We start from the raw sequence: 25,861 nt of genomic DNA on the forward strand, positions 1-25,861 counted from the left end.
AGAGATCAATCTTATCCGATTGTTTTCACAACCGCTCCTTCTTGATTTTTAATATGTGTTTTCAAAATTTGAAAGCTTACACCTGCTAAAGAAGACACAGTGAATTGGCTTTCTTGTGGCACTAGCTTTTGACTTAATTCTTCTACCGCTGCCCTGTTCAATGAAATGGTAATTTCCTGTCCATCCTCACGATAGCCAACTTGGGAATCCGCTTTAAATTGGATTGTTATTTGTTGTCCGACTAAGCTTAGGTTTTTATCTTTTAAAATACGCCCACGTAGTAATTTACTAATGACCTCTGCCTGTTTCGCCCCGAGTTGAATAACATTGGACTGTTTGTTAAACCAACCTTTTTTCCCAATCTCCCAAGCGAGCTGGTCTACAAAAAGAAAACCCGTATTGGAGCCATCTTCCTCCATTCCGTGCTCAACTGCTGCGACAACTTCTTGATTTTGCAGGAGAGAATTACGTGTTAAATCCGTAATATAGCTTGGTATTTGCTCAATACCAGCCTCTAGCACCCCAAGTGTATTCCACGTCTGCATCGCTTCTAGCTCGTCCTCTGAAATACCAACCATTTGAATAAACTCCATTTTTCCATTTGGTGTATTTATTTCAGCAAGCTGTGGATCATATGTGAAGGCGAGTGCGGTTAATTGCGTGTCAGCATCAAGACAGATGGGTCCATTTGCATCTAAATAATCCCCTGCTCTAAAAACATTGCCACTATTAAAGACATATCTGCCCATATTTTGCAGTAAATTTAAAGCCCAAGCAGGTGGCTCCTCTTCATTCTCGTTGCGTACTAAGCGAAATGTCAGCTCAAATCCATACCCACTATATTCTTGATTGTCAAATTCTTTTTCATATAATTCCGAGAAACCATATGTAACAAAATGCCAATGCGGAATCGGGGTTTCACTTTTATAGGCACTTATCCCATCTAAAGGATCTTGTCCTCCTAGCGAGTAGGGAATCATGGTTCCGTAATGCATTGGCTCCTGCTCACTATACACCTGTCTTAATGCCTGATCAATCGCATCCCAACCAACTGCTGTTAGTTCTTCACTCATCTATATATCCTCCTTGCTGATGATTCAATCGTTACACATACGTACCTAGTATTTATGATAGCAATTTTATGGTAGTACTTTAACAGGAATAGGACTTATTTTCAGCTTTCCAACAATTAGGTGTATGGTCATCCTATATGAGGTAAATATTACTAATAAAAAATCAGCAGGCAATCTTCTATTTTACGAAAAAATAAAATGGAAGATTGCCTACCTGATTCAATATATTGATATTAATACGTAATGAAAGGCATTTATAGATTGGAGTATGTCTTCGTTAGCCATACAGCATAACTGGCTCACGAGTAGCTTGTAAATAGTCTGCTAGTTTTCCAGCAAACACTTTTTCTAAATATGGTAATTGTGCTAGGCAATGAGGCGTCATTAATGCTGGATTTTGATAGATTTTTAGACCACCCACTTTTAATAGCGTCGCTACAAATTGGGAACAAAAATAAGCACGCTCACGTCTCACTTCCTTTTGCATCACTACACCAAAAAGACCGATAAAATTATATTTATAGCGATCCCTATTCCAATACATATAGCGCACAATTTTCATCATCTCTAAATATTGATAATGGGATATCCGACAACGATAAATGACACAATCGGCAGACTCAAATAGGCCTCTTTCTGCATCCTCTCGTAAAAAGCCCCCACTTAACGGATTGTTTAATTGCCTTCGACCAAAGCTATACATCTCAGAAAGCCCCTCATCAAAGGCTATGGATGCATGATTCATCTCTTTGCCCGTATACATGCCTATCGCTTTCGATAGTAATGTCCCTGTTTTAGTTAATACTATGTAAATCGTATGTGCCATATCTTCACCTACTCCAATATTCTCTCTCCTACTACCAATACGTTTTAAATCTTCAAATGGTTTCGTGAATTTCCTTTTTTTAATAAGTATACACAACGAATCTTAAATATTTCCTTAGTAGAACCTGAAGTTTTTCTTAAGATTTAGTTTTATGGGGGTGTATTTAGAATTGAATAGGTACGTTGAAATCAAGATTTCTATGATTTCTTTACTACCTTTATTTATATGAATTTAATTGTATTCTTATGTGGGGTATATTTGGAATCCGGAGACTTAATGCGGTTGCGATTTCCTCTAAGTTGAGTTCATCTCCCTTACATAGAATGTTCGTTCGCACATACATTAGAATAAGTATTAGCAAGATAAAATTTATGGAATTAATTAAACCAGGTACTCAATTTAACGAGAACCTGGTTTTTTAATATTTTCATATTTAAATTTAAAATACATATGTAGAATAACAGAAATTATTAATCCTGCTCCGCAAACTATGTAATTGAATGTAGATGATAATGAAAAGATTTTTGAAACTATAAAAAAAACTACAAAATATAGTAATATAAAAATTGAAGCTATTTGCCTACCAGTACTCATAAAAATCACTTCCTAAAATTAATATCGTTCAAATTTCTAAATTAAAATTGAAATTTTTTTTCGTAAAATGACTATTCTTATCTTTTCCATAGTCAATTTTATAGATTTTGTATAAAACGGCTTTTGAATCTATTATTTTATTTTGATGAATCAGTTGAAAGGTCCAGGTACCTTCTAATAAATTAGGCGTAATTTTTAATCCTGCATAATAAATTCGTTCACCATTTTTTTATTCCTCATTAAGCACTCACAGTCCACAAAATGCAATTTTCCTTCTGGGTTAATTATTTGAAAAATAACCGCAGAGTCCTCGGTTATATCTTTTAAGTTTGCCGTATAACAAATTGCTGAATCTAAGGTTGAAAATGCTTTTGTTTTATTTATTACTTCAAAAGTGTTATTATTCAAATCTTTTCCTGTACTCGAATTGTTTACAACCACTTTATTTATTGGCTGGGTTAATAAGTCTTCAATATACGAAAAATTCATCTCATCAATAACATGAATACGATAGCAGTTAGGATCACAAACCCAAAATTGATCATTAATAATAAAAGAAAAGTATTCAACCTTACTTAATATTGAATTTTGATATGTAGGAATTAACCAAAGTAGACCATTTTCACTAACTAATTCTATTTTATTTCTACCTATATCCTTATCCAAATAAACTAATAACACAGAATCCAATTTAGTTAGACTATTATAAATGATATTATACATTTTTATCCTCATTAACAATAAAATTATAAAAGTAGAAGCTGGGACAAAAGTGTTTAATCTAACAAAAATACCGAACTATTATTGAAACGCTAATGAAGTGTTTCAATAATAGTTCGGTTTTTCTAATTATCGTGTTAGTTAATTTAGAGATTATTCGGCTTTATGAAGGAATCATTTAGTTATGTCCTATCCTCTACCTCTCTAGAACTATTTAGAACCACGAATTACATCATTATAAATATTATTTACAGATCTAACTCCAAATTCTAAAAGCATACCAGTTCCGCCGCCTTTTAAGGCACCTTTAGCACCTGCTTTTGCAGCATTATTAATAGCTTTACCTGCTTTTGTATTATTTAATGCTTCTCCCATACTTCTAGCAGTATTATAAGCATCTGAACGAACTGTTGCCATTTAAAAATCATCCTTTATTTTTAATTTAATACTATTAACTAACTATTTTTTTAAAACAAAATTATCAACAAATATTTATATTAGTAAAACATTACAGAACAGGTACATACTAATATGACATAAATAATTTTTTTCTAGCTATAGCTAAACTTAACTCGAGTAAACATTATCCTATCATCACCAACAACACCATTTAAAGGATGAATTGACGCCAAATTTCTGGCGTTCATAGTCTCATTTTATGGCGTGCATATACATTACACGCCAATTAAAGGAGGTGAAATTGGCGTGAATTGGCGTTTGTTTATTCCTTCATATGACAAAAGAAACAATTTTACTTAACCACAAGTAAACACTTGATTTTTTTACTTTTATAATTCTCATTTTAAAATGATATTTTCACAAAACTGTAATACTTTATTTCAGGATAGCTACTTCGCTGTTTTATAATAATTTTCAACCTTTCAAAGTCACCACCTGCCATAATGCCATTATCGAATTTATCCAACTGCTTCTTTAGTTATTGAATTTGTAAATTTTATAATGTCATCATTCTTTTTAATTAGTTCATTACGGTTACTCATAGTCATAGCATGGCTAATGCTTTGCAAGAAACTATTCCAACGATCTTCACTTAAAATTCGGGGAGCACAGTATTTACCGTTCCAGTTCTGATGCTTTTTCACTCGCTCAATACCCTATTGGAGTACTTAGTGTACAAAAAACTGGACTGGACAACTAGAAAATAATAGCTATTAAAAGTCACTCAGATGCAGTGAACCATAAAGTTGAACTATAACTACAATGAATTTCTTCATTTTATTTTAGTTGACTGCACTACATCCAAGTTTCACTAGGCATAGCTACGGTCAAATCGCTAATATCAACCTTATTATTAACTGATTAACTATTAAATAACCTCGTTAAATACACCTGTTGACATAAATAAAAATAAAATATAAAATTGAAATTGTTAACCAGTTAACTAAAATAAAATAAGGCTAGGTGACACAAATGGAGAAAAAAAATGATGTTATAGAAGCTTTGCAACGATTAATTACAGAAAGAGAATCGGCTGACAGAAGAAGAAAAGGAATGAAAGTCAGTCAGGAGGAAGCAATTGTTTCAGATTGGACATTGACACAATTACACATTGTTGCAGCAATTAAAGAGAAAGGAAAGGCGAATAACATCACACTCTCAGAAACTTTAAATGTTTCGAAACCAGCGATTACAAAAGCAGTAAAAAAGCTATTAGAGCATAATATCCTTGAAAAAATGCAGCAAGAAGATAATAAAAAGGAAGTATATTATATGCTAACAAAATCAGGGGAGATGCTTGCGCTTATCCACCATCAATTACATGAGCAGGCAAAAAATCGTTACTTAAGTATCCTTAATGATTTTAACACTTCGGAATTAGAGACAATTATTCGATTTTTAAACGCTATTACCGAAAACATGAAGTCACATTAAAGCTGTAAAAGGAGAATGTATATGTCTCGACTAGCTCAAACGAAAATACTTGCATTGTATTTGTTAAGTATAAGCAGTTTCTTCGCTTCTTTAAATCAAAATATTTATACGCCTGTCATTCCACTCATTCGGGATTCATTTAGCGTATCTATTAATTGGGTGAATTTCACTGTCAGTAGCTTTATTTTTATCATAGCCATGGTTCAAATTTTTTTAGGTGCAGTAATAGATACCCAAAATCAAAAACGGTTGTTGATCTTTAGTTTCTTGTTAATTAGTATCTCAACCACCGTCTGTGCATTTACAACCAACTTTTTAGTATTTATGGTCTTTAGGGTTGTTCAAGCCATTGGAGCTGGTGTTATTCCCTTGGTTACGATAAATATGATTTCACACTTATTTGATGGTGAAGCAAGGGGGAGCGCAATGGGGACGTATCAAATACTACTTTCCCTGGCCCCAGCAGTTTCTCCAATAGTAGGTGGAATATTAGGCGAATATTATGGCTACCAAGGTATTTTTTTATGTCTATTTCTTATTGCAACCCTATTACTTGTGTTTATTATGCTGGCATTTCCTAACAACGGAAAAAGAAATAACGGTCAAGAAAATGCTAGTAGCTTTATCCAAATCTATCGAGCCATTTTTTTGAATCGTGTCGGTTTAATGACGATGACGGTAAGCTTTTTTGTCTTCTTTATTTACTTTGTCATTCTAGTATTTTTACCGATCTTGCTCCACGATCATTATCATCTATCGTTACAAAACATTGGATTATTATACTTACCTTTAACTGTTAGTATGATTTTGGGGAGTGTTATCTTTAAAAAAATACAGAAGAAAGTGACGTTGAAAAAGCTATTTATCACTGTTTTATTTTTCCTCCCGTTGTTAATTATAGCTTTTGGTTTCCTACATACTCAATCAATTATCGTATTAAGTACCCTGTTATTTGTGTATGGCTTAGCAATTGGATTTGCCCCTCCACTATTTTCAACGATTATAAGTAATGAATATAGCGAATATAGAGGAGCTGCCTTAGGACTGTTTAATTTTATTCGCTATTCAGGTATGGCAATCGGTGGTATGTTTTCTGGATTAAGTCTTGTTCTGCCAAGTACCCTCCTCTTTGTTTTTTTGGGTGTTTTATTTTTTCTTATTTCGCTATTTCAGTATTCTAGTTTAAAGCATTGTACTATGTAATAAATATGGTTGCTAGTAGGTTGAGCTATCTTCAAAAATTGGCCGCTTCCCCCATAATTATTATGGTATAATAAACCAATAAGGAGGTTTTCATACAATTATGGAATTATTACTCGGCATTATCCCTGTTTTTCTGCTATTATTTTTTTATCTTGTCCCAGTTGTTTTCATTGTTTGGTTCTTACTTAAATTTATTAACTTACAAAAGGAACAAACTGAAATATTAAGAAATATTTCCGATAAGCTAAATAATTAAAAAAATAATAGACAAAGTCCGAATTTCGACTTTGTCTATTATTTTTTTGTGCTGATTCAAATTGTTAGGATGAGCTATTTTTTATATCAATTTACTTTCTTTTAGTAAATCATAAATGATTGTATCCTTTGTTTTATGAATACCTAATTTACCGATTTGTTTTAAGATAAATGGCGCATCTATATCTGTCAATTTTTTACCATCTAGTAAGCGAGCCGTTGACGCTAATAACGTACGAATATCAAAGGCAGAAGCAAATACTTCAGGAACCCCTCGGTCAATTGCTAATAATTGATAAACCGCCTCCATTGCTGTTCTTACTGAATATTCTGTTGTGAATACGGTATCTCTTTCAGTTTCACTAAAATTCCCTATAAAGGCTAGGTTTACAGATCCTTTTGGGACAACTAACGGACGATCGCCTATTGCTCTCGGCATAAAGTAAGATGTGATATATGGCATATAGCATGGGATTGTCTGACAAGAATTTTGCGCTAAATCTGGAATATCCTCAACAGGTACACCCATATGGTACAACCACTCTTGTGCTATCTCACTGCCACTACATTCCGTAATACTTTTTTTAATAAAATCCCCTGGCTTATTAGATAGTAAACCATAAATCCAAACAACTAATTGATCTTTTGGTTGATTTTTAAAATGAGGTTGTCGATTCAATGTATAGCTTAGCATCCAATTCGAATCTTTTGCTGTTACAATACCACCCGTAACGACTTTCCCCGCATATGGATCTCTTTTACTAATCTTTTCAATATAAGGTGCTACTCGATCATCTAATGTAGTGAGTGTTGCTGAAACAAACCAACTTTCTTTCGGCAAATTATCACAGAATTTTTCTGGTCTTCCAAACGCAGCATCTTGGGCAGCGATGTTTTTCCAAAGAGACCAGCTTCCTCCTAAGTCAGTTGTTTCAGGGGCTGGTGTGTTATTGTCTCCATACGTTGTACTTTCCGTAATACTACCATTTGTCACAAAAACCAATTCATTTTCGGTTAGCTCTATATTTTTTTTCTCACCATTTTGCTTTAACACTAATGTATGAGCTACCTTTTTATCTCCAACATTGTCAATTAGAACATTTTCGACAACCGTATTATATTGGAAATCAACATTATGTTTTTCTAAATAGTTGATCATCGGAAGTACTAGGGATTCATACTGGTTATACTTTGTAAATTTCAGTGCAGATAAATCTGGTAATCCACCAATATGATGGATAAAGCGCATAATGTAACGACGCATTTCCATAGCAGAATGCCATTTTTCAAAGGCAAACATCGTGGACCAATACAGCCAAAAATTCGATTCAAAAAATTCATCAGAGAAAACATCTGTAATTTTTTTATCCTCTAGCTTCTCTTCAGGCGTAAAGAATAATTTAATCATTTCTTCAGACGATTGATCGGATAATGTGAACTTTCCGTCATCCTCTAATCTTTGTCCTCGATTCTCCATTAATCTACATTTTGAATAATTAGGATCTTCTTTATTTAACCAATAAAATTCATCTAAAACCGAAGCATTTTCTATTTCTAATGATGGAATGGAACGGAATAAATCCCATAAGCATTCAAAGTGATCTTCCATTTCTCGACCACCACGAATAATAAACCCTCTTGTCGGATTTAAAATTCCGTCAAGACTACCGCCTGAAATATCTAACTCTTCAAGAATATGAATATTCTCACCTTTCATTTGGCCATCACGAATTAAAAAACATGCGGCTGAAAGTGAGGCAAGCCCCGAACCAATCAGATAGGCTGATTTTTCATCGACACCCTCGGGTTTTTTCGGACGTGCGAAAGCTTCATAATTACCATTACTGTAATACATAATATCGCCTCCATAATTATTATTCCAATATAGAATAACACTCATTGGCACCTAAATGGGAAAAAGAAAGATAAATTAACAAAAAATTCAAATTCGATAGCATGTCTCCTAAATGGATGCTCGTATCATTTGACATCACATCTTCTTGTATTTTTATAAATCATTTCAAAAAACCCTTTTTTAAAAAGGAATTATACAGTATCTACAAATTACATAGCTCCATCTCGATAAAGCATTTATACACTGTTCCATGCTCATTCATTATGCTATACCAGTGGGATAATTATACAATTTCCCGGTTGTTAAATTTGCATAATTATTATATTAAAAAATCTTTTTATAACTAAAAACACCTATTCACTGATCATTCTTTTTTCGAATCTCTCATTATCTCGTTTAAAATGACCTGTAATAGCTAATAATAATGGGACTTCTTTGATTTTAGCCTGCTACTTTCACTGACGCTACAATTTACATACATTACAAATAGAGGTGTTTAAATTGACTACATTCGGAAAATCTATATATATCACATTCATTATCGTTGTATTTTTATTATCAACAGGATGGGATTATTTTAAAAATGGGCATTGGGCGTTGCTTGAAAATCTTTTCTATTCGTTATGGGTGGCAAGCTTCTTATTCCTGACATCATTTATACTTAGAAATAAAAAAAATGACACAAAAAACCAAAGCTGATGGCGTTATTTAATAGGTTACCCATTAAAAATCACTCATGATATTGGCATGAGTGATTTTTTGATAAATCTATCTAGATGGATAACTCCAAGAAGCACATTGAATAAATGATAAATCTTGAAAACGTTTTTCTAAATTTGTTTGGAGGACGATGTTCAAAAACAAGTGTATATTGTTAATATCCAAATTAAGTACTTCTAATCTGCCCCTTTAGCACAGGAAGCGAGTGTACTAAATTGAACAATTGCTACCCGTTAGTTTAAGCAAATTTTATATTTCTCTTGAAAGAATTTTCCACCAAAGCATAAAGTATGCCTGCAATACCAAAAATAATAATAGAACTAATCATGCTAAAATTATATTCTTTTATAAAACGGGCATATAACGTGCACTATTAGTTTAAAAGAAAAAAGAGCTGCCGCTGCAACTCAATGTTCTTCAATACTTATACTTATTTAATATTTCTTTTGGAATATGACAATAATCATTTGGACATCTAGCTAACCTATCTTGATGTTCTTCTGCACTTCTTACATAGTTTGTAAGAGGTAATACTTCAACAACTATAAGATCGTAATCATTTCTCTCATCAAGAAACGCCTTCGCCTCTTGTAAGTGTTCAGGCTTTTCACTATATACTCCCGTTCTGTATTTCTCGCCAATATCCTGTCCTTGTTGATTCAAACTGTATGGATCAATGATTTCAAAAAAATACCCCATTAATTCCCTGATTGTGACAATGGTCGGATCAAATTCCGTTTTTACACATTCGGCGTACCCATCATAATCGCCCTCCAGTGTATGACCTGTGCCATTAGCTCTTCCTGCTTCTGTAAACGTAATTCCAGGTAAAGTTTTTATAAAAGCTTGTACTCCCCATAAACATCCACCTGCAAAATATACTATCTCCATACTGACTCTCCTTTTTATTTAAAAAAATTCATTTCAAGTAATATAGGAAGAACAAATGTAATTACTAAGTCTATTACACATTAAAATAATGACAAATTTTATTATGTCACATTATGGTCCGATTGTTGAACACAAGTCAAGCAACGCTCTTTAACTAACTGCGTCGTTAGTAAAAAAGCATCTCTGTGTATGGTGGGAGATTATTAGACCTGCTATGGTAGGAGGCTGGTCGCGATTAGCCTTTTTTACTTACAGTAATCATCAAAAGACATCATTACTTTAAAGAAAATTTTTCGTTTTTTCTAATTTACACACAGTGGTAATGTTTATAACCGTTTACACATACATTAATGGCGGGATAGCACCTTTAACATCGCCCCCAAGATGTTTTTGTACAATGCTATCCCTTTTGTATGCAATAAAGAATAGATCAACATATCACTACATTCTTCAGTAACACGGTTGCATTCATATTGTCTTAAATGGCCTTCTTCTTATAAAGTTGAATTTTATCAGTAACTTCCTTGCTGCTTTGTTTTCTTCTGTGAATAGTTTTTATCTTTACTTAAAAGAACACCCTCTTGCTTTTTTATGTAAATCAATATTCCCACTGAAAATCAGAAACCCAATTATAACTCCTATTCCTTTAGGATAATGGCAATTTAACAAATAACAGAGGCTACGATTTAATGAAAGTCACTTTATAGGCAAGCACCTCTAGCCACCACATTCATATATTATAATGAAAGGAGTGGCTATTGTGCCTTGGCAACATAAAATTGCTTACTTAATCGGTCAGCCTGTCGGTGTTTCTTTGACAAATGGTCAAGGTACTTCAGGTGTCCTCTGTGGTGTTTCAGGTGGGAAACTACTTGTCCTTGAATATTTGTATCAAAGTCAATTCGCCTTAAAGCAATATGATATTCATATGATTCAAGATGTCAACGGCTTTCCCCCTTGTCAGCAGCCATTATACTAAAAAACATCCGTCTAGGATTTTTTTAGCTTCTATTCCTTTATAGAAGGCTAAAGCCTTTTTCAAGGAAATACTTCCCGCAGCCTTCTCTTAGGTTTTTCTAGCTTTTTTATATGGACTTATAATTAAAAGCTAGTGTCTGAGATAGATAACTATCTTCAACAACTAGCTCAGGCATACTAATAGTAATGTAAAGTTCTTTCAACTTTACGTTATACTCCTTTATGGTACTTGAGGTCACTTTCGTCCAAGTGACCTCCTTTTACACCTACCCTTTTGTTTGTTTCATCCTTTTACCCTATCAAACGGAATCATTGGCACATCGATACGACAAATTCGTTTTTGTAGGAAGGAGGGAAACAATGGGAATTAATTTAAACTTTTGGTCATTTATTTTTTCTTTAGGTTGTACCCTACTATTTTTTCTATCAGGCACATTGAAAAACTTTTTTGACACCTACCTTCATGTTCATCCATTGACATTGACACTACTTTTGTCCATTGTCTGTTTCTATCTTAGCCTTATGGGCATGAAAGATGTAAGAAATTTAACGACCTTGCTTCGGGGAATATTGACAATGGTTATCACACTTATTTTGATTATTAGTATTTCTTTCATTTTATTTTTCGGTCACTTATTAAGTTAAAAAGTCCAAACTTGCATTATTTTTATACAAGCCTCCTTGACGAACATTTGTTCTGTAGTTAAAATAATAAAAAAGGAGGCTTTTTTATGCAAACAACAACGAGCATTGAATTAGTACATTTCTCTGAAGACTATGTGGAGCAATTAAACAGCTTTGAACTACCTGAAGAACAACACCAGTTTACAGCCCTTCCAAAAGAAATTACGATTGAAAAGGTTGGACAATATCCTATTGTCATTTTAAGTAATCATGTGCCAGTTGGTTTTTTTGTTCTTCATGCAACGGATAGAGTAAAAGAATATTCCAGTAATCCCCAAGCAATGTTACTAACCGCTTTGTCTATCGATCATCAACAGCAAGGTAAAGGTTATGCTAAAAAGGCTATGTTTGCACTAGCTGATTTTGTCAAACAGGAATTTAAAGAATGTAACGAAGTGGTGTTAGTTGTCAATCATAAAAACACGGCTGCCCAGCATCTATATGCCAAAGTTGGCTTTGTGGACCACGGAGAAAGAAGAATAGGCCCTATTGGTGAGCAAATCGTTATGAACTTGCCGCTTTGAATCAGAACCACCAGTATAACTGGTGGTTTGCTCTGCGCGTGAAACGCTGGGGTACTGGCCCATGTCTAAAGACATTCTGAATGGTCTGCCAACCGCACTCCGTTTTCACACAAACCGCTAAAGCGGCTTACTTATTTTTTCTTTCTCTTGATTTCTTCTCCTGTGAATGGGTCAATGAATTCTTTCATCGTCATTTGATCTTGCAGGATATCTTCTTGTAATTGATTTTTTATATACTCTTGTATCTTTTTCTTATTTCGGCCGACTGTGTCCACATAGTATCCTCGACACCAGAATTGACGATTACCGTATTTATACTTTAAATTCGCATGTCGGTCGAAAATCATTAGACTACTCTTCCCTTTTAAATAACCCATGAACGCAGATACACTCAATTTCGGTGGAATACTTACCAACATATGAATGTGGTCAGGACAGGCTGTTGCCTCTATGATTTCTACATCTTTTCTTTCACATAATTGGCGCAATATTCTTCCAACATCTGCTTTAATTTGACTATAAATAATCTGCCTTCTATACTTTGGCGCAAAGACGATATGATACTTACAATTCCACGTTGTATGTGCTAAACTTTTGTTATCCATTTATGGTGGCTCCTTTCGTACGAAGTCGGTTGACTAGACCTGACTTTATTGTACGTTTGGAGTTTTTTTATTGTCCATAGCTAAAAGCTTTCCGGAACCCCCTGCATAGCAGGGGGTTTTCAAAGCACACAAAAGTAAACGTCACTCATTTGCATTGTTCAAATGAGTGACGTTGCTATTTTTATGGTCCTTTCCTTATAGAACTAACACTTCATCACAAATAATGTCTATAAAAGCCTAATCATGTGTAATGACAAAAACAAATTTATTTTGATTTGCCATGTGCTACACCCATTTTTGCCCCATCTAACCCGCTAGTAGGCTCATCCAGTGGTACAATTTGTGCATCAGCTACAGAATACTGCTGATAGTGATGCGGGTGTCTGTCCTTTAGTGGGACAAGCAAAAAATTTTCCAGTGCTTCGATCGCCTTGTTGCTTAGAGTCTCTGTTACTTGCCGGCCTAACATGATTTCATTCCCAACACTTGCCACATAAAGTGGATAATCTGGGTCCTGCATCGCCTATCAAAAACATTTGAAAATATAGAGACCGTTAAATACATTAACGATTGGTATGAGAATGAAGAATATGCTTTTCTGAAATATATCCCTAAAGAAGAAAATATAATTAGAGAAATTGCAGATGAGGTTTTATCCTCAATAAAGGATATTCCGAAAAAACAGTCAGATTATGGTTTGATACACGGTGATTTATGGTTAGAAAACATATTGGTAGATAGTCATAATAATTTTACGATGATTGATTTTCAAGATTGCGAAAAAAACTTCTATATATTTGATTTAGCTGTTCCAATCTATAGTGCGATGGAATATTCATTTGTAGGAAACAGTAATATTGTTGACTATGGTCGTTCTATATCTAACGCAATAATTGAAGGGTATCAGGAAGAAAATTCTATATCATCAGAGATGTTAGAAAAACTCCCTCTATTTATAAAATTAAAGGAAATTTTTGAATACAGTTTAATGCATATGTATTGGGACATAGAAAAATTAACTGAAGAACAAATACGAATAATGAACCATTTCAGGATAAGAATTGAGCATAAACACTCCCTTCTGAAAATTTAGGTGAATTTTGTCTATTCAACTAACAGAGCTTTAGTTGAATAAGGCTCATTTAATTAATCAAATAAAAATCTCATACTTAACTCCATTTTGATCAATATTTTTTCAAAATGGAGTGTTTTTACGTTTGCTGATAAATGAAGGAAAAATTTTCTTTAATCAATCTTTATTTTAAAGCTACATGTATATGATGCATCAACAATTTTTCCACCTGTGATTTCAGAGCTTGATTTGCATAACGAAGTACTACATCATTACCTGCAGTGGCAACTTGTACGTCACTAAAGTATTCATCTACTAGTTGCCAGCCTACTACTCGTATACGTTTTTGTGCAAGTTCTCCTTTGAGGTGAAAATATTCCTGTCTTAGATCCTTTAGCAATGAATCCATCATTGGAAGAAATACCGTTTTCATTTTAAACTGCTCCAATCTACAGTAGTCAACCTGTAATGATTTAACTGCTAGCTCTAACAAAAGATATTTATGCAGTAACTGTCTTTCGTTGGCTTTAATCATAATAATCAGCATCCAGTTGAGCTGATTGAATACTTTGAATTGGAATACGTTTCGTTATAAGTAGTGTTTCAAGTATGAGTTCATTAGTATTAATCGATTTAATTATTCCAGTCCATTGTGTGATTTTGTAGTCCTCCCACACTTCTAATTTTATGTGCAATTGCTGATTAAAAGCTTGATCAATTGCTTTTTGTAGTTCTTCCAGTTCCCACTCAGTCAATTCTCTTGGCTGTTCTGGATGCTCTTGTTTATACTCTCTAAGAAGCTCTAAATGCTCCGGCAACATCATCGACGCCCATTTAATATGACCTCTGTCTTGTATCATTAATAAATCACTCCTATGCCAAATGACCACCAACTAAGCGATCGCGCTTAATAGCCGTCCCAGCTTTTGTGAAAGAAACTGCTCTTAATATTGAAGTAGCTCCAAACCTGTTGCGTATTGCATCCATTGTAGGACCGATTATTTGACGCTGTGGCTTACGATCATCGAATAAATCTAATTGGATACTATGCTCTCTTTCCAGGTTGGATATTCGGACAGCTATTTGCCGAGTTGGTTCACCTGTAAAATATTTATCCAGTAATTCAATACAAGTTTTATACATCACAAGTGTTTCACTTGTCGGTACTGCAATTGTTTTAGATCGATGGAATCCTTTGGTCAGAGCGTTTCGACTATAAGAAAGACCAATACTAATTGTACGACCAACATAACCTGCATCCCGCGTTCGCTTCATTACGTCCTCACACATTTCAAGAAGTACTACAGAGATTTCTTTACGTGTATGGTAATCCCTCATCAGCATTTGGCCCTTCCCAAAACTTAACGCTCCGTTTGTTATTAACGGCTCCCCTAATTTGGATAGATCTATTCCCCATGCATGGTAATAGAGTTGATTGCCCATTACACCAAAGCGCTTTTCTAATTCTTTTAAATCTGTATTAGCCAAACCACCGACTGTTTGTATCCCCATAGCATTTAGATTTGCTTCCATCTGTTTACCGATCCCCCACATTTCAGAAAGGGGTTGAACTGGCCATAATTTTTTTGGAATATCTTCATATGTCCATTTAGCGAAACCTGTTTTCTTTGCTTCAAGGTCTAAAGCTAATTTGGCTATTAACATATTTGGTCCCATACCTACTGCACTAGGTATATTAAATTGGTCAAGAATAGCTCTTTGTATTTCCTTAGCCGTTTCCTCAGGTGAACCCCAAAGCTTTTCAGTGCCAGTTAAATCAACAAAACTTTCGTCCACACTATACACATGTATCGCATCAACTGGTACATAATTAGAGATTAATTTAGTAATCGTCATCGACATTTGAATAAAGAAACTCATTTTAGGCTCAAACAATCTAATGTCAGGATGTTTTGGTATCTCATAACGTCTACTTCCAGTTTTGATTTTAAATTTCTCTTTCATCAATGGTGATGCCGCAAGCACTACGCTACCTGGTTGGTCAAAATTTGCTACTACGGCAACTGGCGTTTTTAAAACATCTAGCCCATGTAACATCGCCACGATACTGGCATAAAAGCATCTCATATCGATACACATAATTGGTCTATTGGGCATACCCTCATAATTCATATAACTTCACGTCCCTTACTAACAAAAGGAATAACAGCTAGAACATTCCCAATCAAAAAAGTACGTTTTGCATGTCTTGTAAAACAAAACGCCTGGAATGAATCACCAACAATTTTAATGACTTTTACACGCCTTTTTGTTATGGAGCCATCTTTTGCTATATACATCATATTCACTAATTGTTTATGCTGCATAGCTTTAATCAGTTGTTCTCTCATCTTAGTTTCCTCCCATTGCCTCTCGTAATTTTTTGAAATGATTGTTATTTATTATTAGCACAATGATTTTCCCTTTTACCTATATTACGTAAGAACATTTGTTTGTATACATAATAGAACGAATGTTCTTACCTTGGCAATGTTCAATTTTTGGAAAAAGACCAAGTACTCAAATTTATCCCTGTCAAGTAGAAAGTTGTAAAAAACTAAGCAGCCATCTAGCATTGATATTCTATCAGTGCCAGTGAGCCCTTTTTGGAAATGTTGTATCATCTGTGATTAGGGAATAGGTAAAAAAATCTTGATCAAGAAGTGAACTATGAATGGGAGAAATAAAGAAGAACTGATTTATATCAAATATGGCAAGAAAATTCGAAAGAATATGTCACAGTTAGTTTAGTAGGAGATAATTTTTTAAAAGGGACTTCTTTATAAATAATAGTAAAAAGAGAAATTGCGAGGTGCAATTTCTCTTTTTACTTGAACTGAAATTAACTATAAATCATCCACGGTGACTTCATTATTATATGATTGCCATTTCCGTTTCCATTACCATTTCCGTTTCCATTTCCGTTTCCATTTCCGTTTCCGTTTCCATTTCCATTTCCATTTCCGTTTCCGTTTCCATTTCCGTTTCCGTTTCCATTTCCGTTTCCATTTCCGTTTCCGTTTCCATTACCGTTTCCATTTCCATTTCCGTTTCCGTTTCCATTACCGTTTCCGTTTCCATTACCGTTTCCGTTTCCATTACCGTTTCCATTTCCGTTTCCGTTTCCATTACCGTTTCCATTTCCATTTCCGTTTCCGTTTCCATTTCCGTTTCCGTTTCCATTACCGTTTCCGTTTCCGTTTCCATTACCGTTTCCGTTTCCATTACCGTTTCCGTTTCCGTTTCCGTTTCCATTACCGTTTCCGTTTCCGTTTCCATTACCGTTTCCGTTTCCATTACCGTTTCCATTACCGTTTCCGTTTCCGTTTCCGTTTCCGTTGTCATCACCTTGCTTTACAAACACACCAAATGTTAGTGTGTGCTCACCATACGTTACCGTAATCGTCGTATTACCTTGACCTTTTCCTTTTACCACCCCTGCTTTTACAGTAGCTATTTTATCATTCGCTACTTCATAGGTTGCAAGCTTTGTAACATCTTTTTCTGTTGTTTTCCCATCAAAAGTAGTTACTTCAGTAATCTTCACGGCAACTTCCTTACCTATACTAGTTTCAACCTGAGATTGGTCAATTTCTAGTGTTACTACTTCTACAACAGGTGCTTTAACTGTAACATTTACAGTAACTTTATTATCACCATATGAAATAGTAATAGTAGTCGTGCCCTCACCTACTGCAGTGACTAATCCATTTGCTACTGTTGCAATGTTTTCATCTCCAACCACATAAGTAGCTTTTGTAGTTACATCTTCCTCTGTTGCATCACCTTTTGCAGGCGTTGACGTTTCTGTTACCGTCAGTTGTGCAGTTTCTCCAGCTTTTAGGTCTAGCTCAGTTGGATTTACAGAAAGTGCTGTTACTACTTCATTTTCATATATCTTTGCTTCACCAACATTTCCGGCAGCGTCAGTAATTTTTACTGATACAGCATTAGTTTCTGCTGTTACTGGGAATGTAAAGCTACCGTCTTGATTTAATTCAAAAGGAACTGGTGCTTGTACTTCACCATTTATCGTCGAAATATAGGAAGCTTTTAATTTATCATTTAAATTGTAATTTAAATCGTATAAATCTAACTCTTCATTGTAGTCGATATACTTATCTGTTACCTGTCCTGTAGCGACACCATCAGCTACTGAACCTGTAATTTCTGGTTTAGTCGTTTTCACGACAATTGGCCCAACATAATCGGAAACTGCTCCTGATGCTGCAAGACCAGTGAAGTCAATTGTATACAGGCCATCCGGAATCGTTGTGGCAGGTTCTGATCCCCATGGTTTGTACTGCCCACCAACATTTAGCGTATAAGAGCCTTTTCCTAGCGCAGTACCTGCATGTAGATAACCAATGTAGCCGTCTTCATATTCTCCACCTTCAGGATTCATAATATCCCAAAGCTCGATATAGTTAGTTGTTACGTCTCCAGTTAATGTGAATGAAAGTACAGCTGAATCTTTCACTCCATCGCCGTTAAAGGATAGGTCTGTTTCTGTAATCTTATAATCTTTAATTTCCGTTACTGCCTCGCCACCTAAGTCAGCTGCAAATGGTAATGAAATTTCTGTAGATCCTCCATTGATATAAATATACCCTAATATTTCAGAGCCATTTGGTGCCGTAGCTTGTGAAGCAGTTAATGTAATATTTAACACTTGCTCACCAACTAGATTAAATGTCGGCTGATCTACTGTAACAGTTGCATCACCAAATGTTTTTGTCACATCAATCGATACGTTATAATTGCCGCCGTTCCCTTTAATATCTTTTACTAAAACTTGTTTCGTTACAGAAATATCCTGATCTTTCAATGATTGTGGACCGAAAGTAACTGTCCCTTTCAAGTTTTCTGTAACTGCACCCGTACCATCCAAAATTGCGCTATCAAGTGCATAGGCAAGAATTTCTGGATGAGCTGCTGCATAAGCATTTACACGCCCTGCACCCTGAGAAAACACATCGTATTTTGTTGTATCTAAAACCTGTGCTGTATTAGAAAGCGCCACTTTTACATCGAACGCGTTCCAACTAGGATTTGCTTGTTTAACTAATGCAACAATACCTGCAATATGCGGTGTTGCCATAGATGTTCCTGTTTTACGACCATAAGCTTCCCCATAATCTGCATCAGGGAAATCTTTTTTATACATTGGAATGGTTGACATAATATTTGTTCCAGGTGCACTTACATCTGGTTTAATATCAAAGTTTGGTGTAGATGGTCCGCGCGAACTGGAAGAGTTTACCTCATCCCCCAGTGTCTTTGTGGAAGCGAATTTACTAAAACTTACTTTTCCAGTTCCGCCTGCTAATGCAGCGCGAATTGCATTACCATCCGTTTGAGACATGTCGAATGTTGGCAGAAATTCAAATGAATCACCAAGGAATGTGCCTGAAATGTCCGGTGCATTTGTTCCGCCAGCAAAGTTATGAATTATTGTTGCGACAGCTCCATTTGCCTTTGCATTCGCAATTTTATCAACAAATGCGATACCGCCACGGGAAATCAATGCCACTTTCCCTTCTACATCAATTCCTTCAAAGTCTTTTACTTCTCCGTTTCCAGGAACAGCAACTAGGTCAAATTCTCCTTGAAGCTGTTTTGCTACATCTTTCCCAAAAGTCGTTCCCATTAATGGAAGCTGTTTTGTTAAGTTGTAATTGCCAACTGTAACATTCACTTCCCCGTTATACATTGTTTCAGGATTTGTTGTGTTACCAACAGCAATGCCTAAACGAGCTGTTGCAGGAGTACCCATTGTTCCGCGATTTGGACCAGAGTTTCCTGTTGCAACTACTCCGATTGTTCCAGCCATCATTGCATTATTAATAGCAAAAGAACCAGCATCCGTTTCAGAATTGGCTCCCCCGCCAAGTGAAAGGTTGATAACGTCCATTTTTTCTTTTACAGCAGTTTCAATTGCTTTAACAATACCAGATGTAGCTCCACTTCCGTATGCTCCAAGAACACGGTAAGCATAAAGGTCTACTTTTGGCGCAATTCCTTTAATACCAAATTCGTTAGCGCCGATTGCTGCAATTGTTCCAGCAACATGTGTACCATGAGAAGTATAGAACGAGCTTCCTTTTTCATTAAATTCAGGTGTCCCGACTGGACGCTCTGAAGGTAATGTTTCCGATGCATCGTTATCTGCTCGAGGCTTCGTGTAAGTAGAGGAATTTGGAATAAAGTTTTTTCCGCCTTTATAAATTCCAGCGAATTCAGGGTGATCTGCATCAATACCAGTATCTAATACTGCTACTTTTATTCCTTGTCCTTCAATTCCTTCCTTCCAAAGCTGTTCGATACCAAGGAAAGAATTACTTGTATTCATTTGAGCTTCTACTGAATCTTTCTTCATAAGTTCCGATGATTTCATCGTATTATCTTCTGATGCGTAAACAATTGCATCAGGTTCAATTAATGTAATTCCATCAACTGTAAGCAGTTTTGGGAGATCCTTTGCCTTCACAGTTGCTGCGAAACCGTTTAAAACAGTATCAAATGTGTAACCTTGAGTCATCTCCACATTTTTAATAGCTAACTCTTTTTTAACTTCTGCTTGTTGTACTTTTACATTGGAACGAACTTCTTTTGCTTGGGCATTAGAGAATTTTCGGCCTTTGACTTCACTTATTCCTTGCTCTAATGCAACAGGCTTTTCGGATAAATGAACGATGACTGCAACCTTTTGATTGCCTGATACATTTTCTAAGCTTTCATGGAGGGTTGGACCATCTTTAGACAAGCTTAGCTGTTCAGCAATAGCCGCCTTTAGTTGAATTATACTTTCACTTTGACTATCTTGCTTGAATGGTTTCGATTCTTCAGCACTAGCACTCGACAATGGAACTAATAGAGAAAGCACCATAACGAAAACTAGAATACTACTTAAAAACTTCATAAACTTAAAATTTTTCAAATCTCATTTCCTCCTCTTCCTTTAATTGTCACACTTTTCAGTTTAGTGTGATATTTCCAATTTATCACAATGGAACTAATTCGAGAATCGGAATATTTAAATATTCTGAAATATTGATAATTTGTATCAATTTATGAAAAATAGATTAAATCTATTTTCCTAGTAATTGTATAAAAAAACAGAACTTTCAAACCATAAATAACTCACAGTAATTCATAATATTTCCAATTAACCCCATCAAGGCATCAGTGGCAGATACAGTCAGTGATGTAGTTGCTTATAGAAAATTAGGAGGGCTGTAAAAGGAGGGATTGGAAGGGTCGGTTTATATGTAATCTAGGAAATTAAAATAGCCAGCGACTGTTTTAAAAAGGCCGCCTGCTAATAGATTGTGGATCAAGTGCATCAGTTTTACAGTAATAAGAACGGTATTTTGTTTATCTAGATTCCTTCTATGCCCTATAAGAGCAGTGTAAATTTCATGATTGGATAGGTGAATCATAGAAGAGGTGTATAGGTAAAAAAAGAGCAGTTATAATATCCATAGAATACTATAACTACTCCATATAAAAACATTCCACATCAATATAAAAAATATCTTTTATGACCTTAGACTCTCGCTGTAAAATGGGCAGCATGGCTAAAATATTGTTTATAGGAAACGTACACCCCTCTTGCCTTGTAAAGTAAAAGATTCACCTGTTATGTTGATGATTTTTACACACCTTTTTGTAATGGCACCTGATTTCTCTATCTACATCATATGGACGATTTGGTGACGCTACCGATTCTTTCCTGTTGAACGCCCCTTTACAGCTCTGCATATGCCTTTTACACATTTACAATACTTTATATAAAAAGAACAAATATCTACTTTTCTTTACACGTACATACATTCTTAATTAGAGGTGGTAATTTTAGCTAATTTTTAAAAAGATACGTTCCGTAGCTGCTCTCTAGGCATCTGTGTAAGCCTATATGCTGTTGAAACATAATCTATGATGATGAATATCCCACTTTCATGAGAAAGGATGTAAGTATTAGCTCAAATATCGACTATACCTCTCCCTCTACAGAATTCACTTTTGATGTTAATAAAAGTACGCTTTTTAAAAAGGATTCACAAAATTACATTAATATTCTTAGTGTGGAACAATTAAATACAGTAGAAAATACATCTTTACTCGATATTTTTTTGAGTAAAGAAAATATCGTTGAGCCACACTACCATCAAAATGCCGCTGAGCTCGTCTATTGTATCGCTGGGGCAGCGACGGTTTCCATCTTGAATCCCTTTACAAAGAAAATACAAAACTATCCCATTAGACCTGGGCAAGTTGCCAATATACCGCAGGGCTGGTGGCATTATGAAATAGCAACAGAAGATAATACTCATTTACTTGCGATTTTTGATGCACCAACGCCAGAGGTCATTTTAGGTTCCGATATCTTGAAATTTTCACCAGCAAATATTATGGCGCATACGTATTGTTTAGATGAAGAACAATGGAAGAAAACAATTGCACCGATTGTTCCATCCACTTATATCGGACCACCAAAAGGCTGTCATCGTGTCCAGTCAGCAACCGATCAAACTCCGTCAAAACAAACAATACCGCAGCACTACATGAAGCCATGTCCATACCCTTATCCATATCGCTACCCTAATCCTCACATGTCTCCTTATGGCACCTATTATTAAAGGCTCGTTAGTAAACTTTTATTGTAAAAGATGAATAGAATGTCATTTCCTGTCCATCCTAATCTTAGATAAACTAAGAGTTAGGAAGTGCCATAATGATAAAGGACAATCTAGCATCGTTACAATTTAAGGAAATTTTCAAGCTTTGGTCACAGCTTGGTGTCAATCAAAGCTATATTGCTTCAAGCCATGCCTTTTTTAAGCATACACGTGATAAACATTTAAAAATCATGATCTTGGAGTTTATTCAATGTTTAAAAGAGGAAAATAAGCAGTTGACATTATTATTAAAGGAAAATGGCATGTTGGCACCCACTACAGCAATCGAGTACAGTAAGATGAAACTAACGGATCTTCGTGGAAAATCGGCTATTAATGATGGCGAAATTAGTGCTATTTTATCCATGAATATTGCCTCATCTTTAATTGCTGTAAGCCAAGCACTGGATTTGTCAGTAAAAAAGCTCCACTTAACTAAATATGGTGAACTTCATATGCGTTATGCACTATTAGGGGCAAAATTGATTGACCTCAGTAAGCGTAAAGGTTGGATAGTAGCACCTCAAAGCTAAAAAGAAGCATCCGTTTTATCTAACGGAAGCTTCTTTTTTGACCTACTATCGATTTCTCACGAACAGTAGCTTATACCATTGGTTCACTAGGAATGGTAATACCGATAAGCTATAAATAAAGCCTAGCTGAGCTGTCGTTAATGGAGCTACTTCAAAAACTATTGTGAGCATTGGCATAAACAAGACAATGTGTAAGCTAAATACACCGATGATAAAGGCAAGCCAAGTATATTTATTCGAAAATACGCCAATAGCAAAGATTGATTGTTTGGATCTGGAGTTAAAGCCATGCACTAATCTTGATAGGCATAATGTGGTAAAGGCCATTGTGCTGGCTGTTAACGTATCACCTGTCGATAAACCGATTTGAAACGCAATAATGGTGGAAATGGCGATTAATATACCTTCAAGCACTACTTGTGTTGTAAAGGCTTTATTTAATAAAGGAGTATGAATATTTCTAGGCTTGTCCTTCATTGTTTTCTTATTATTTGGCTCTAAACCGATTGCGATTGCTGGTAGACTATCTGTCAATAGATTGATGAATAATAGATGCACAGGTGCGAAAGGAACAGGTAAGCCTAAAACAGTGGCATATAACACGACAAAAATAGCACCCGCATTTCCTGATAATAAAAACAGAATGGCATTTTTAATATTCGTATAGATGCTACGACCATTAGCAATTGCCTTGACAATCGTCGAAAAATTATCATCAGTTAAAATCATGGACGAGGCATCTTTCGCAACTTCTGTGCCTGTCGCGCCCATTGCTACACCAATATCGGCTTGTTTCAGGGCTGGCCCATCATTGACACCATCCCCTGTCATGGCGACAACATGCCCTTTATCCTGCCAGGCTTTGACAATTCGAATTTTTTGTGCTGGTGTAACACGAGCATACACAGAATAATCATGTATTTTTTCTTGTAGCTCTTGATCGGTTAAACCTTCGAGTGCATGTCCTTCTATAGCTTCTGCTGGATTTTGTAAAATACCAATTTGTTGAGCGATAGCTGTTGCTGTAATTTTATGGTCCCCTGTAATCATGACGGGCTTAATACCTGCTTTTATACAGCTTTCCACAGCCTCTTTCGACTCTTTTCTTGGAGGGTCCATCATCGCTACTAAGCCAACAAAGATTAAATCTCGTTCAGCTCTTGTATCGACTTTTTGTAGAGGCAATACCTCCTTATAAGCAATAGCTAACACCCTTAAACCATTCATAGAAAAATCACGATTCACTGCTTCAATTTTCTGGCGATGCTGCGCAGTCATCTCAAAAATACCAGTTGTTGTTTTGATTCGTGTCACTTTTGGTAAAAGTACATCTAAAGCCCCTTTAGTAATCATGATAGGTTGCTTGTCCATCTGATTAACAGTACTCATGAGCTTTCTCGCTGAATCAAATGGAATTTCAGCCAGTCGAGGATATTGCTCGCGAACTGTCAATTCATCTAAACCATATTGTTTCCCTAATTTCACGAGGGCAATTTCTGTAGGGTCACCAATTTCTTTTTGCTCACGCTCGACAGCGTCACTACATAGAAGCGCTTTTACCATCAGCTCTTTTTCCACTGGGTTCGTTGGATTCAGCCAATCGTGTAGAATCTTTTTCTGGTCGACGAAAACTTCCTGTACGACCATTTTATTTTCGGTTAAGGTACCCGTTTTATCAGAGCAAATAACCGATACACTTCCTAAGCTTTCAACAGCATAAAGCTTGCGGATGATCGCATTTTCCTTCGCCATTTTCTGGGTGCCAAAAGCTAATACAATGGTCACAATGGAGCTCAATGCCTCTGGGATCGCTGCAACAGCAAGGGATACAGCAAACATAAAGGATTCCACTAAGGCCCTTCCTCGAATAAGGTCAATCGTAAAAATAGCTAAACAAATTAGGGTAATGCCTAGTGCTAATTTTTCACCGAATTGATCAAGACTAATTTGTAATGGTGTTTTCTTCTCCTTGGCCGTATCGAGTAAATTCGCAATTTTTCCGATTTCGGTCTGCATTCCGATCGCAGTAACCATCACGATGCCACGTCCATTAGTCACAAAGCTTCCTGAATACACCATATTTTTCTTATCCGCAATCGTTACATTATTTTTCCGAATAGGGTCCGTACTTTTTGCTACAGCAATCGATTCGCCTGTGAGCGAGCTTTCATTGATGTGTAAATTATGGCTTTCCAGTAGCCTGCCATCCGCATTGATGTAGTCGCCTGCCTCCAACATCAGAAGATCGCCTACCACAATTTCTTCAGAAGAAATCTCCACTAGTTGATGATTACGCATGACTTTGGCAATCGGAGAGGTCAATGCTTTCAGATTATCTAGTGACTGCTCTGCCTTCACATGCTGCACCGTGCCTAAAATAGCATTTAAAATGACCACGATCATAATCACAATGGTGCTTCCCACTTCTCCTAGTAGAAAGGAAACGAAGGCCGCAACGAGTAAAATAATGACCAATAAATCTTTAAATTGACCCATGAAAACAGCCCATGTACTTGTTCTTTTCCCTTCCTCTAATACATTATAGCCATAGATTTGTTGTCTTTTTTTGACGTCATCATCGGTCAAGCCTTGTGTGGTGACGTTCAATATTTTCATGACTTCAGCAGATGATTGTTGATGATATTCAGTCATTGGGTTCTCCTTCCATTTACAAGATTTGAAGGTTTCCTTTAAAAAGTAGTATTTACACTTAAATCTCAAACTCCTCAAGTCTGTAAATTCATTAACTACAAC

Annotated in this window: 20 protein-coding genes and 1 pseudogene; 7 read left to right on the forward strand and 14 right to left on the reverse strand. The window is 35.6% G+C overall.

Translation table 11 applies throughout. From position 1 onward, the window contains the following. Window positions 1–11 precede the first annotated feature (11 nt). The 4 genes from MHI22_RS05810 to MHI22_RS05825 form a co-directional block, all read right to left on the reverse strand. Entirely contained in the window at window positions 12–1,073 is a 1,062-nt protein-coding gene (locus MHI22_RS05810; RefSeq protein ID WP_036116930.1) for a suppressor of fused domain protein, read from the reverse strand. Between the two features lie 277 nt (window positions 1,074–1,350). Beyond that, the gene (locus MHI22_RS05815; protein ID WP_036116978.1) at window positions 1,351–1,899 is read right to left on the reverse strand and encodes a hypothetical protein; all 549 of its coding nucleotides are present in this window, start codon (window positions 1,897–1,899) and stop codon (window positions 1,351–1,353) included. A 789-nt stretch (window positions 1,900–2,688) separates the two neighbouring features. Beyond that, window positions 2,689–3,216, reverse strand: a complete 528-nt coding sequence (locus MHI22_RS05820) for a hypothetical protein (RefSeq protein WP_340811346.1) — start codon at window positions 3,214–3,216, stop codon at window positions 2,689–2,691. A 207-nt stretch (window positions 3,217–3,423) separates the two neighbouring features. Continuing rightward, entirely contained in the window at window positions 3,424–3,630 is a 207-nt protein-coding gene (locus MHI22_RS05825; protein WP_340811349.1) for a hypothetical protein, read from the reverse strand. A gap of 1,014 nt (window positions 3,631–4,644) precedes the next feature. Between MHI22_RS05825 and MHI22_RS05835 the strand changes: the two genes are divergently transcribed. Further along, a complete protein-coding gene (locus tag MHI22_RS05835) occupies window positions 4,645–5,106 on the forward strand; it encodes a MarR family transcriptional regulator (RefSeq protein WP_058843643.1) in 462 nt (153 codons plus the stop codon). 21 nt (window positions 5,107–5,127) lie between these two features. Beyond that, complete coding sequence (locus MHI22_RS05840; RefSeq protein WP_340811352.1) at window positions 5,128–6,309, forward strand: MFS transporter; 1,182 nt, start codon at window positions 5,128–5,130, stop codon at window positions 6,307–6,309. A gap of 337 nt (window positions 6,310–6,646) precedes the next feature. Here the strand turns inward: MHI22_RS05840 and MHI22_RS05845 are convergent, their stop codons facing one another. Beyond that, window positions 6,647–8,419: an oleate hydratase gene (locus tag MHI22_RS05845; RefSeq protein ID WP_036116942.1), complete on the reverse strand. Its 1,773-nt coding sequence runs from the start codon at window positions 8,417–8,419 to the stop codon at window positions 6,647–6,649. 1,137 nt (window positions 8,420–9,556) lie between these two features. Next, complete coding sequence (locus MHI22_RS05850; RefSeq protein ID WP_340811353.1) at window positions 9,557–10,030, reverse strand: peptide-methionine (S)-S-oxide reductase; 474 nt, start codon at window positions 10,028–10,030, stop codon at window positions 9,557–9,559. Window positions 10,031–10,790: 760 nt separating this feature from the next. Here MHI22_RS05850 and MHI22_RS05855 point away from each other — a divergent pair. After that, window positions 10,791–11,009 carry a hypothetical protein gene (locus MHI22_RS05855; protein WP_340811355.1) on the forward strand — a complete coding sequence of 73 codons (219 nt, stop codon included), beginning with the start codon at window positions 10,791–10,793 and terminating at the stop codon, window positions 11,007–11,009. A gap of 730 nt (window positions 11,010–11,739) precedes the next feature. Further along, window positions 11,740–12,216, forward strand: coding sequence for a GNAT family N-acetyltransferase (locus tag MHI22_RS05860; protein ID WP_340811357.1), 477 nt, complete (start codon window positions 11,740–11,742; stop codon window positions 12,214–12,216). A 131-nt stretch (window positions 12,217–12,347) separates the two neighbouring features. Here MHI22_RS05860 and tnpA read toward each other — a convergent pair whose 3' ends face one another. Then, window positions 12,348–12,821, reverse strand: a complete 474-nt coding sequence (tnpA, locus tag MHI22_RS05865) for an IS200/IS605 family transposase (RefSeq protein ID WP_271912593.1) — start codon at window positions 12,819–12,821, stop codon at window positions 12,348–12,350. A gap of 265 nt (window positions 12,822–13,086) precedes the next feature. Then, complete coding sequence (locus MHI22_RS05870; RefSeq protein WP_340811360.1) at window positions 13,087–13,341, reverse strand: hypothetical protein; 255 nt, start codon at window positions 13,339–13,341, stop codon at window positions 13,087–13,089. Here MHI22_RS05870 and MHI22_RS05875 point away from each other — a divergent pair. Beyond that, a pseudogene (locus MHI22_RS05875) lies at window positions 13,336–13,914 on the forward strand (phosphotransferase enzyme family protein); the annotation flags it as partial. The gene MHI22_RS05870 and the pseudogene MHI22_RS05875 sit on opposite strands and share 6 nt — an antisense overlap. 163 nt (window positions 13,915–14,077) lie before the next feature. On the opposite strand, the gene MHI22_RS05880 reads toward MHI22_RS05875, so the two are convergent. The 5 genes from MHI22_RS05880 to MHI22_RS05900 all read right to left on the reverse strand — a co-directional run bounded on the left by MHI22_RS05880 (window position 14,078) and on the right by MHI22_RS05900 (window position 20,833). Further along, window positions 14,078–14,428: a hypothetical protein gene (locus MHI22_RS05880; protein ID WP_036116956.1), complete on the reverse strand. Its 351-nt coding sequence runs from the start codon at window positions 14,426–14,428 to the stop codon at window positions 14,078–14,080. Next, window positions 14,421–14,753, reverse strand: a complete 333-nt coding sequence (locus MHI22_RS05885) for a YolD-like family protein (protein WP_058843639.1) — start codon at window positions 14,751–14,753, stop codon at window positions 14,421–14,423. Before MHI22_RS05885 ends, MHI22_RS05880 begins: the two co-directional genes overlap by 8 nt. 13 nt (window positions 14,754–14,766) lie before the next feature. Continuing rightward, window positions 14,767–16,026, reverse strand: coding sequence for a Y-family DNA polymerase (locus MHI22_RS05890; protein WP_340809134.1), 1,260 nt, complete (start codon window positions 16,024–16,026; stop codon window positions 14,767–14,769). Further along, complete coding sequence (locus MHI22_RS05895) at window positions 16,023–16,244, reverse strand: transcriptional regulator (protein ID WP_340811361.1); 222 nt, start codon at window positions 16,242–16,244, stop codon at window positions 16,023–16,025. Before MHI22_RS05895 ends, MHI22_RS05890 begins: the two co-directional genes overlap by 4 nt. A gap of 491 nt (window positions 16,245–16,735) precedes the next feature. Further along, on the reverse strand, window positions 16,736–20,833 hold the full coding sequence (locus tag MHI22_RS05900) for a S8 family serine peptidase (RefSeq protein WP_340811362.1): 4,098 nt from the start codon (window positions 20,831–20,833) through the stop codon (window positions 16,736–16,738). A gap of 1,039 nt (window positions 20,834–21,872) precedes the next feature. Here MHI22_RS05900 and MHI22_RS05905 point away from each other — a divergent pair. Continuing rightward, window positions 21,873–22,535: a cupin domain-containing protein gene (locus MHI22_RS05905; protein WP_340809825.1), complete on the forward strand. Its 663-nt coding sequence runs from the start codon at window positions 21,873–21,875 to the stop codon at window positions 22,533–22,535. A gap of 95 nt (window positions 22,536–22,630) precedes the next feature. After that, on the forward strand, window positions 22,631–23,107 hold the full coding sequence (locus MHI22_RS05910) for a DUF3231 family protein (protein ID WP_058844181.1): 477 nt from the start codon (window positions 22,631–22,633) through the stop codon (window positions 23,105–23,107). A gap of 45 nt (window positions 23,108–23,152) precedes the next feature. Here MHI22_RS05910 and MHI22_RS05915 read toward each other — a convergent pair whose 3' ends face one another. Then, window positions 23,153–25,759: a cation-translocating P-type ATPase gene (locus tag MHI22_RS05915; protein WP_340811364.1), complete on the reverse strand. Its 2,607-nt coding sequence runs from the start codon at window positions 25,757–25,759 to the stop codon at window positions 23,153–23,155. Window positions 25,760–25,861 lie beyond the last annotated feature (102 nt).

This window comes from Lysinibacillus sp. FSL L8-0312 (assembly GCF_038003285.1).
Taxonomy (GTDB): domain Bacteria; phylum Bacillota; class Bacilli; order Bacillales_A; family Planococcaceae; genus Lysinibacillus; species Lysinibacillus fusiformis_D.

Coding starts and splice junctions, on each gene's coding strand:
- MHI22_RS05810 (WP_036116930.1), bottom strand. CDS start 1,073: ATGAGTGAAGAACTAACAGCAGTTGGTTGGGATGCGATTGATCAGGCA.
- MHI22_RS05815 (WP_036116978.1), bottom strand. CDS start 1,899: ATGGCACATACGATTTACATAGTATTAACTAAAACAGGGACATTACTA.
- MHI22_RS05820 (WP_340811346.1), bottom strand. CDS start 3,216: ATGTATAATATCATTTATAATAGTCTAACTAAATTGGATTCTGTGTTA.
- MHI22_RS05825 (WP_340811349.1), bottom strand. CDS start 3,630: ATGGCAACAGTTCGTTCAGATGCTTATAATACTGCTAGAAGTATGGGA.
- MHI22_RS05835 (WP_058843643.1), top strand. CDS start 4,645: ATGGAGAAAAAAAATGATGTTATAGAAGCTTTGCAACGATTAATTACA.
- MHI22_RS05840 (WP_340811352.1), top strand. CDS start 5,128: ATGTCTCGACTAGCTCAAACGAAAATACTTGCATTGTATTTGTTAAGT.
- MHI22_RS05845 (WP_036116942.1), bottom strand. CDS start 8,419: ATGTATTACAGTAATGGTAATTATGAAGCTTTCGCACGTCCGAAAAAA.
- MHI22_RS05850 (WP_340811353.1), bottom strand. CDS start 10,030: ATGGAGATAGTATATTTTGCAGGTGGATGTTTATGGGGAGTACAAGCT.
- MHI22_RS05860 (WP_340811357.1), top strand. CDS start 11,740: ATGCAAACAACAACGAGCATTGAATTAGTACATTTCTCTGAAGACTAT.
- tnpA (WP_271912593.1), bottom strand. CDS start 12,821: ATGGATAACAAAAGTTTAGCACATACAACGTGGAATTGTAAGTATCAT.
- MHI22_RS05870 (WP_340811360.1), bottom strand. CDS start 13,341: ATGCAGGACCCAGATTATCCACTTTATGTGGCAAGTGTTGGGAATGAA.
- MHI22_RS05880 (WP_036116956.1), bottom strand. CDS start 14,428: ATGATTAAAGCCAACGAAAGACAGTTACTGCATAAATATCTTTTGTTA.
- MHI22_RS05885 (WP_058843639.1), bottom strand. CDS start 14,753: ATGATACAAGACAGAGGTCATATTAAATGGGCGTCGATGATGTTGCCG.
- MHI22_RS05890 (WP_340809134.1), bottom strand. CDS start 16,026: ATGAATTATGAGGGTATGCCCAATAGACCAATTATGTGTATCGATATG.
- MHI22_RS05895 (WP_340811361.1), bottom strand. CDS start 16,244: ATGAGAGAACAACTGATTAAAGCTATGCAGCATAAACAATTAGTGAAT.
- MHI22_RS05910 (WP_058844181.1), top strand. CDS start 22,631: ATGATAAAGGACAATCTAGCATCGTTACAATTTAAGGAAATTTTCAAG.
- MHI22_RS05915 (WP_340811364.1), bottom strand. CDS start 25,759: ATGACTGAATATCATCAACAATCATCTGCTGAAGTCATGAAAATATTG.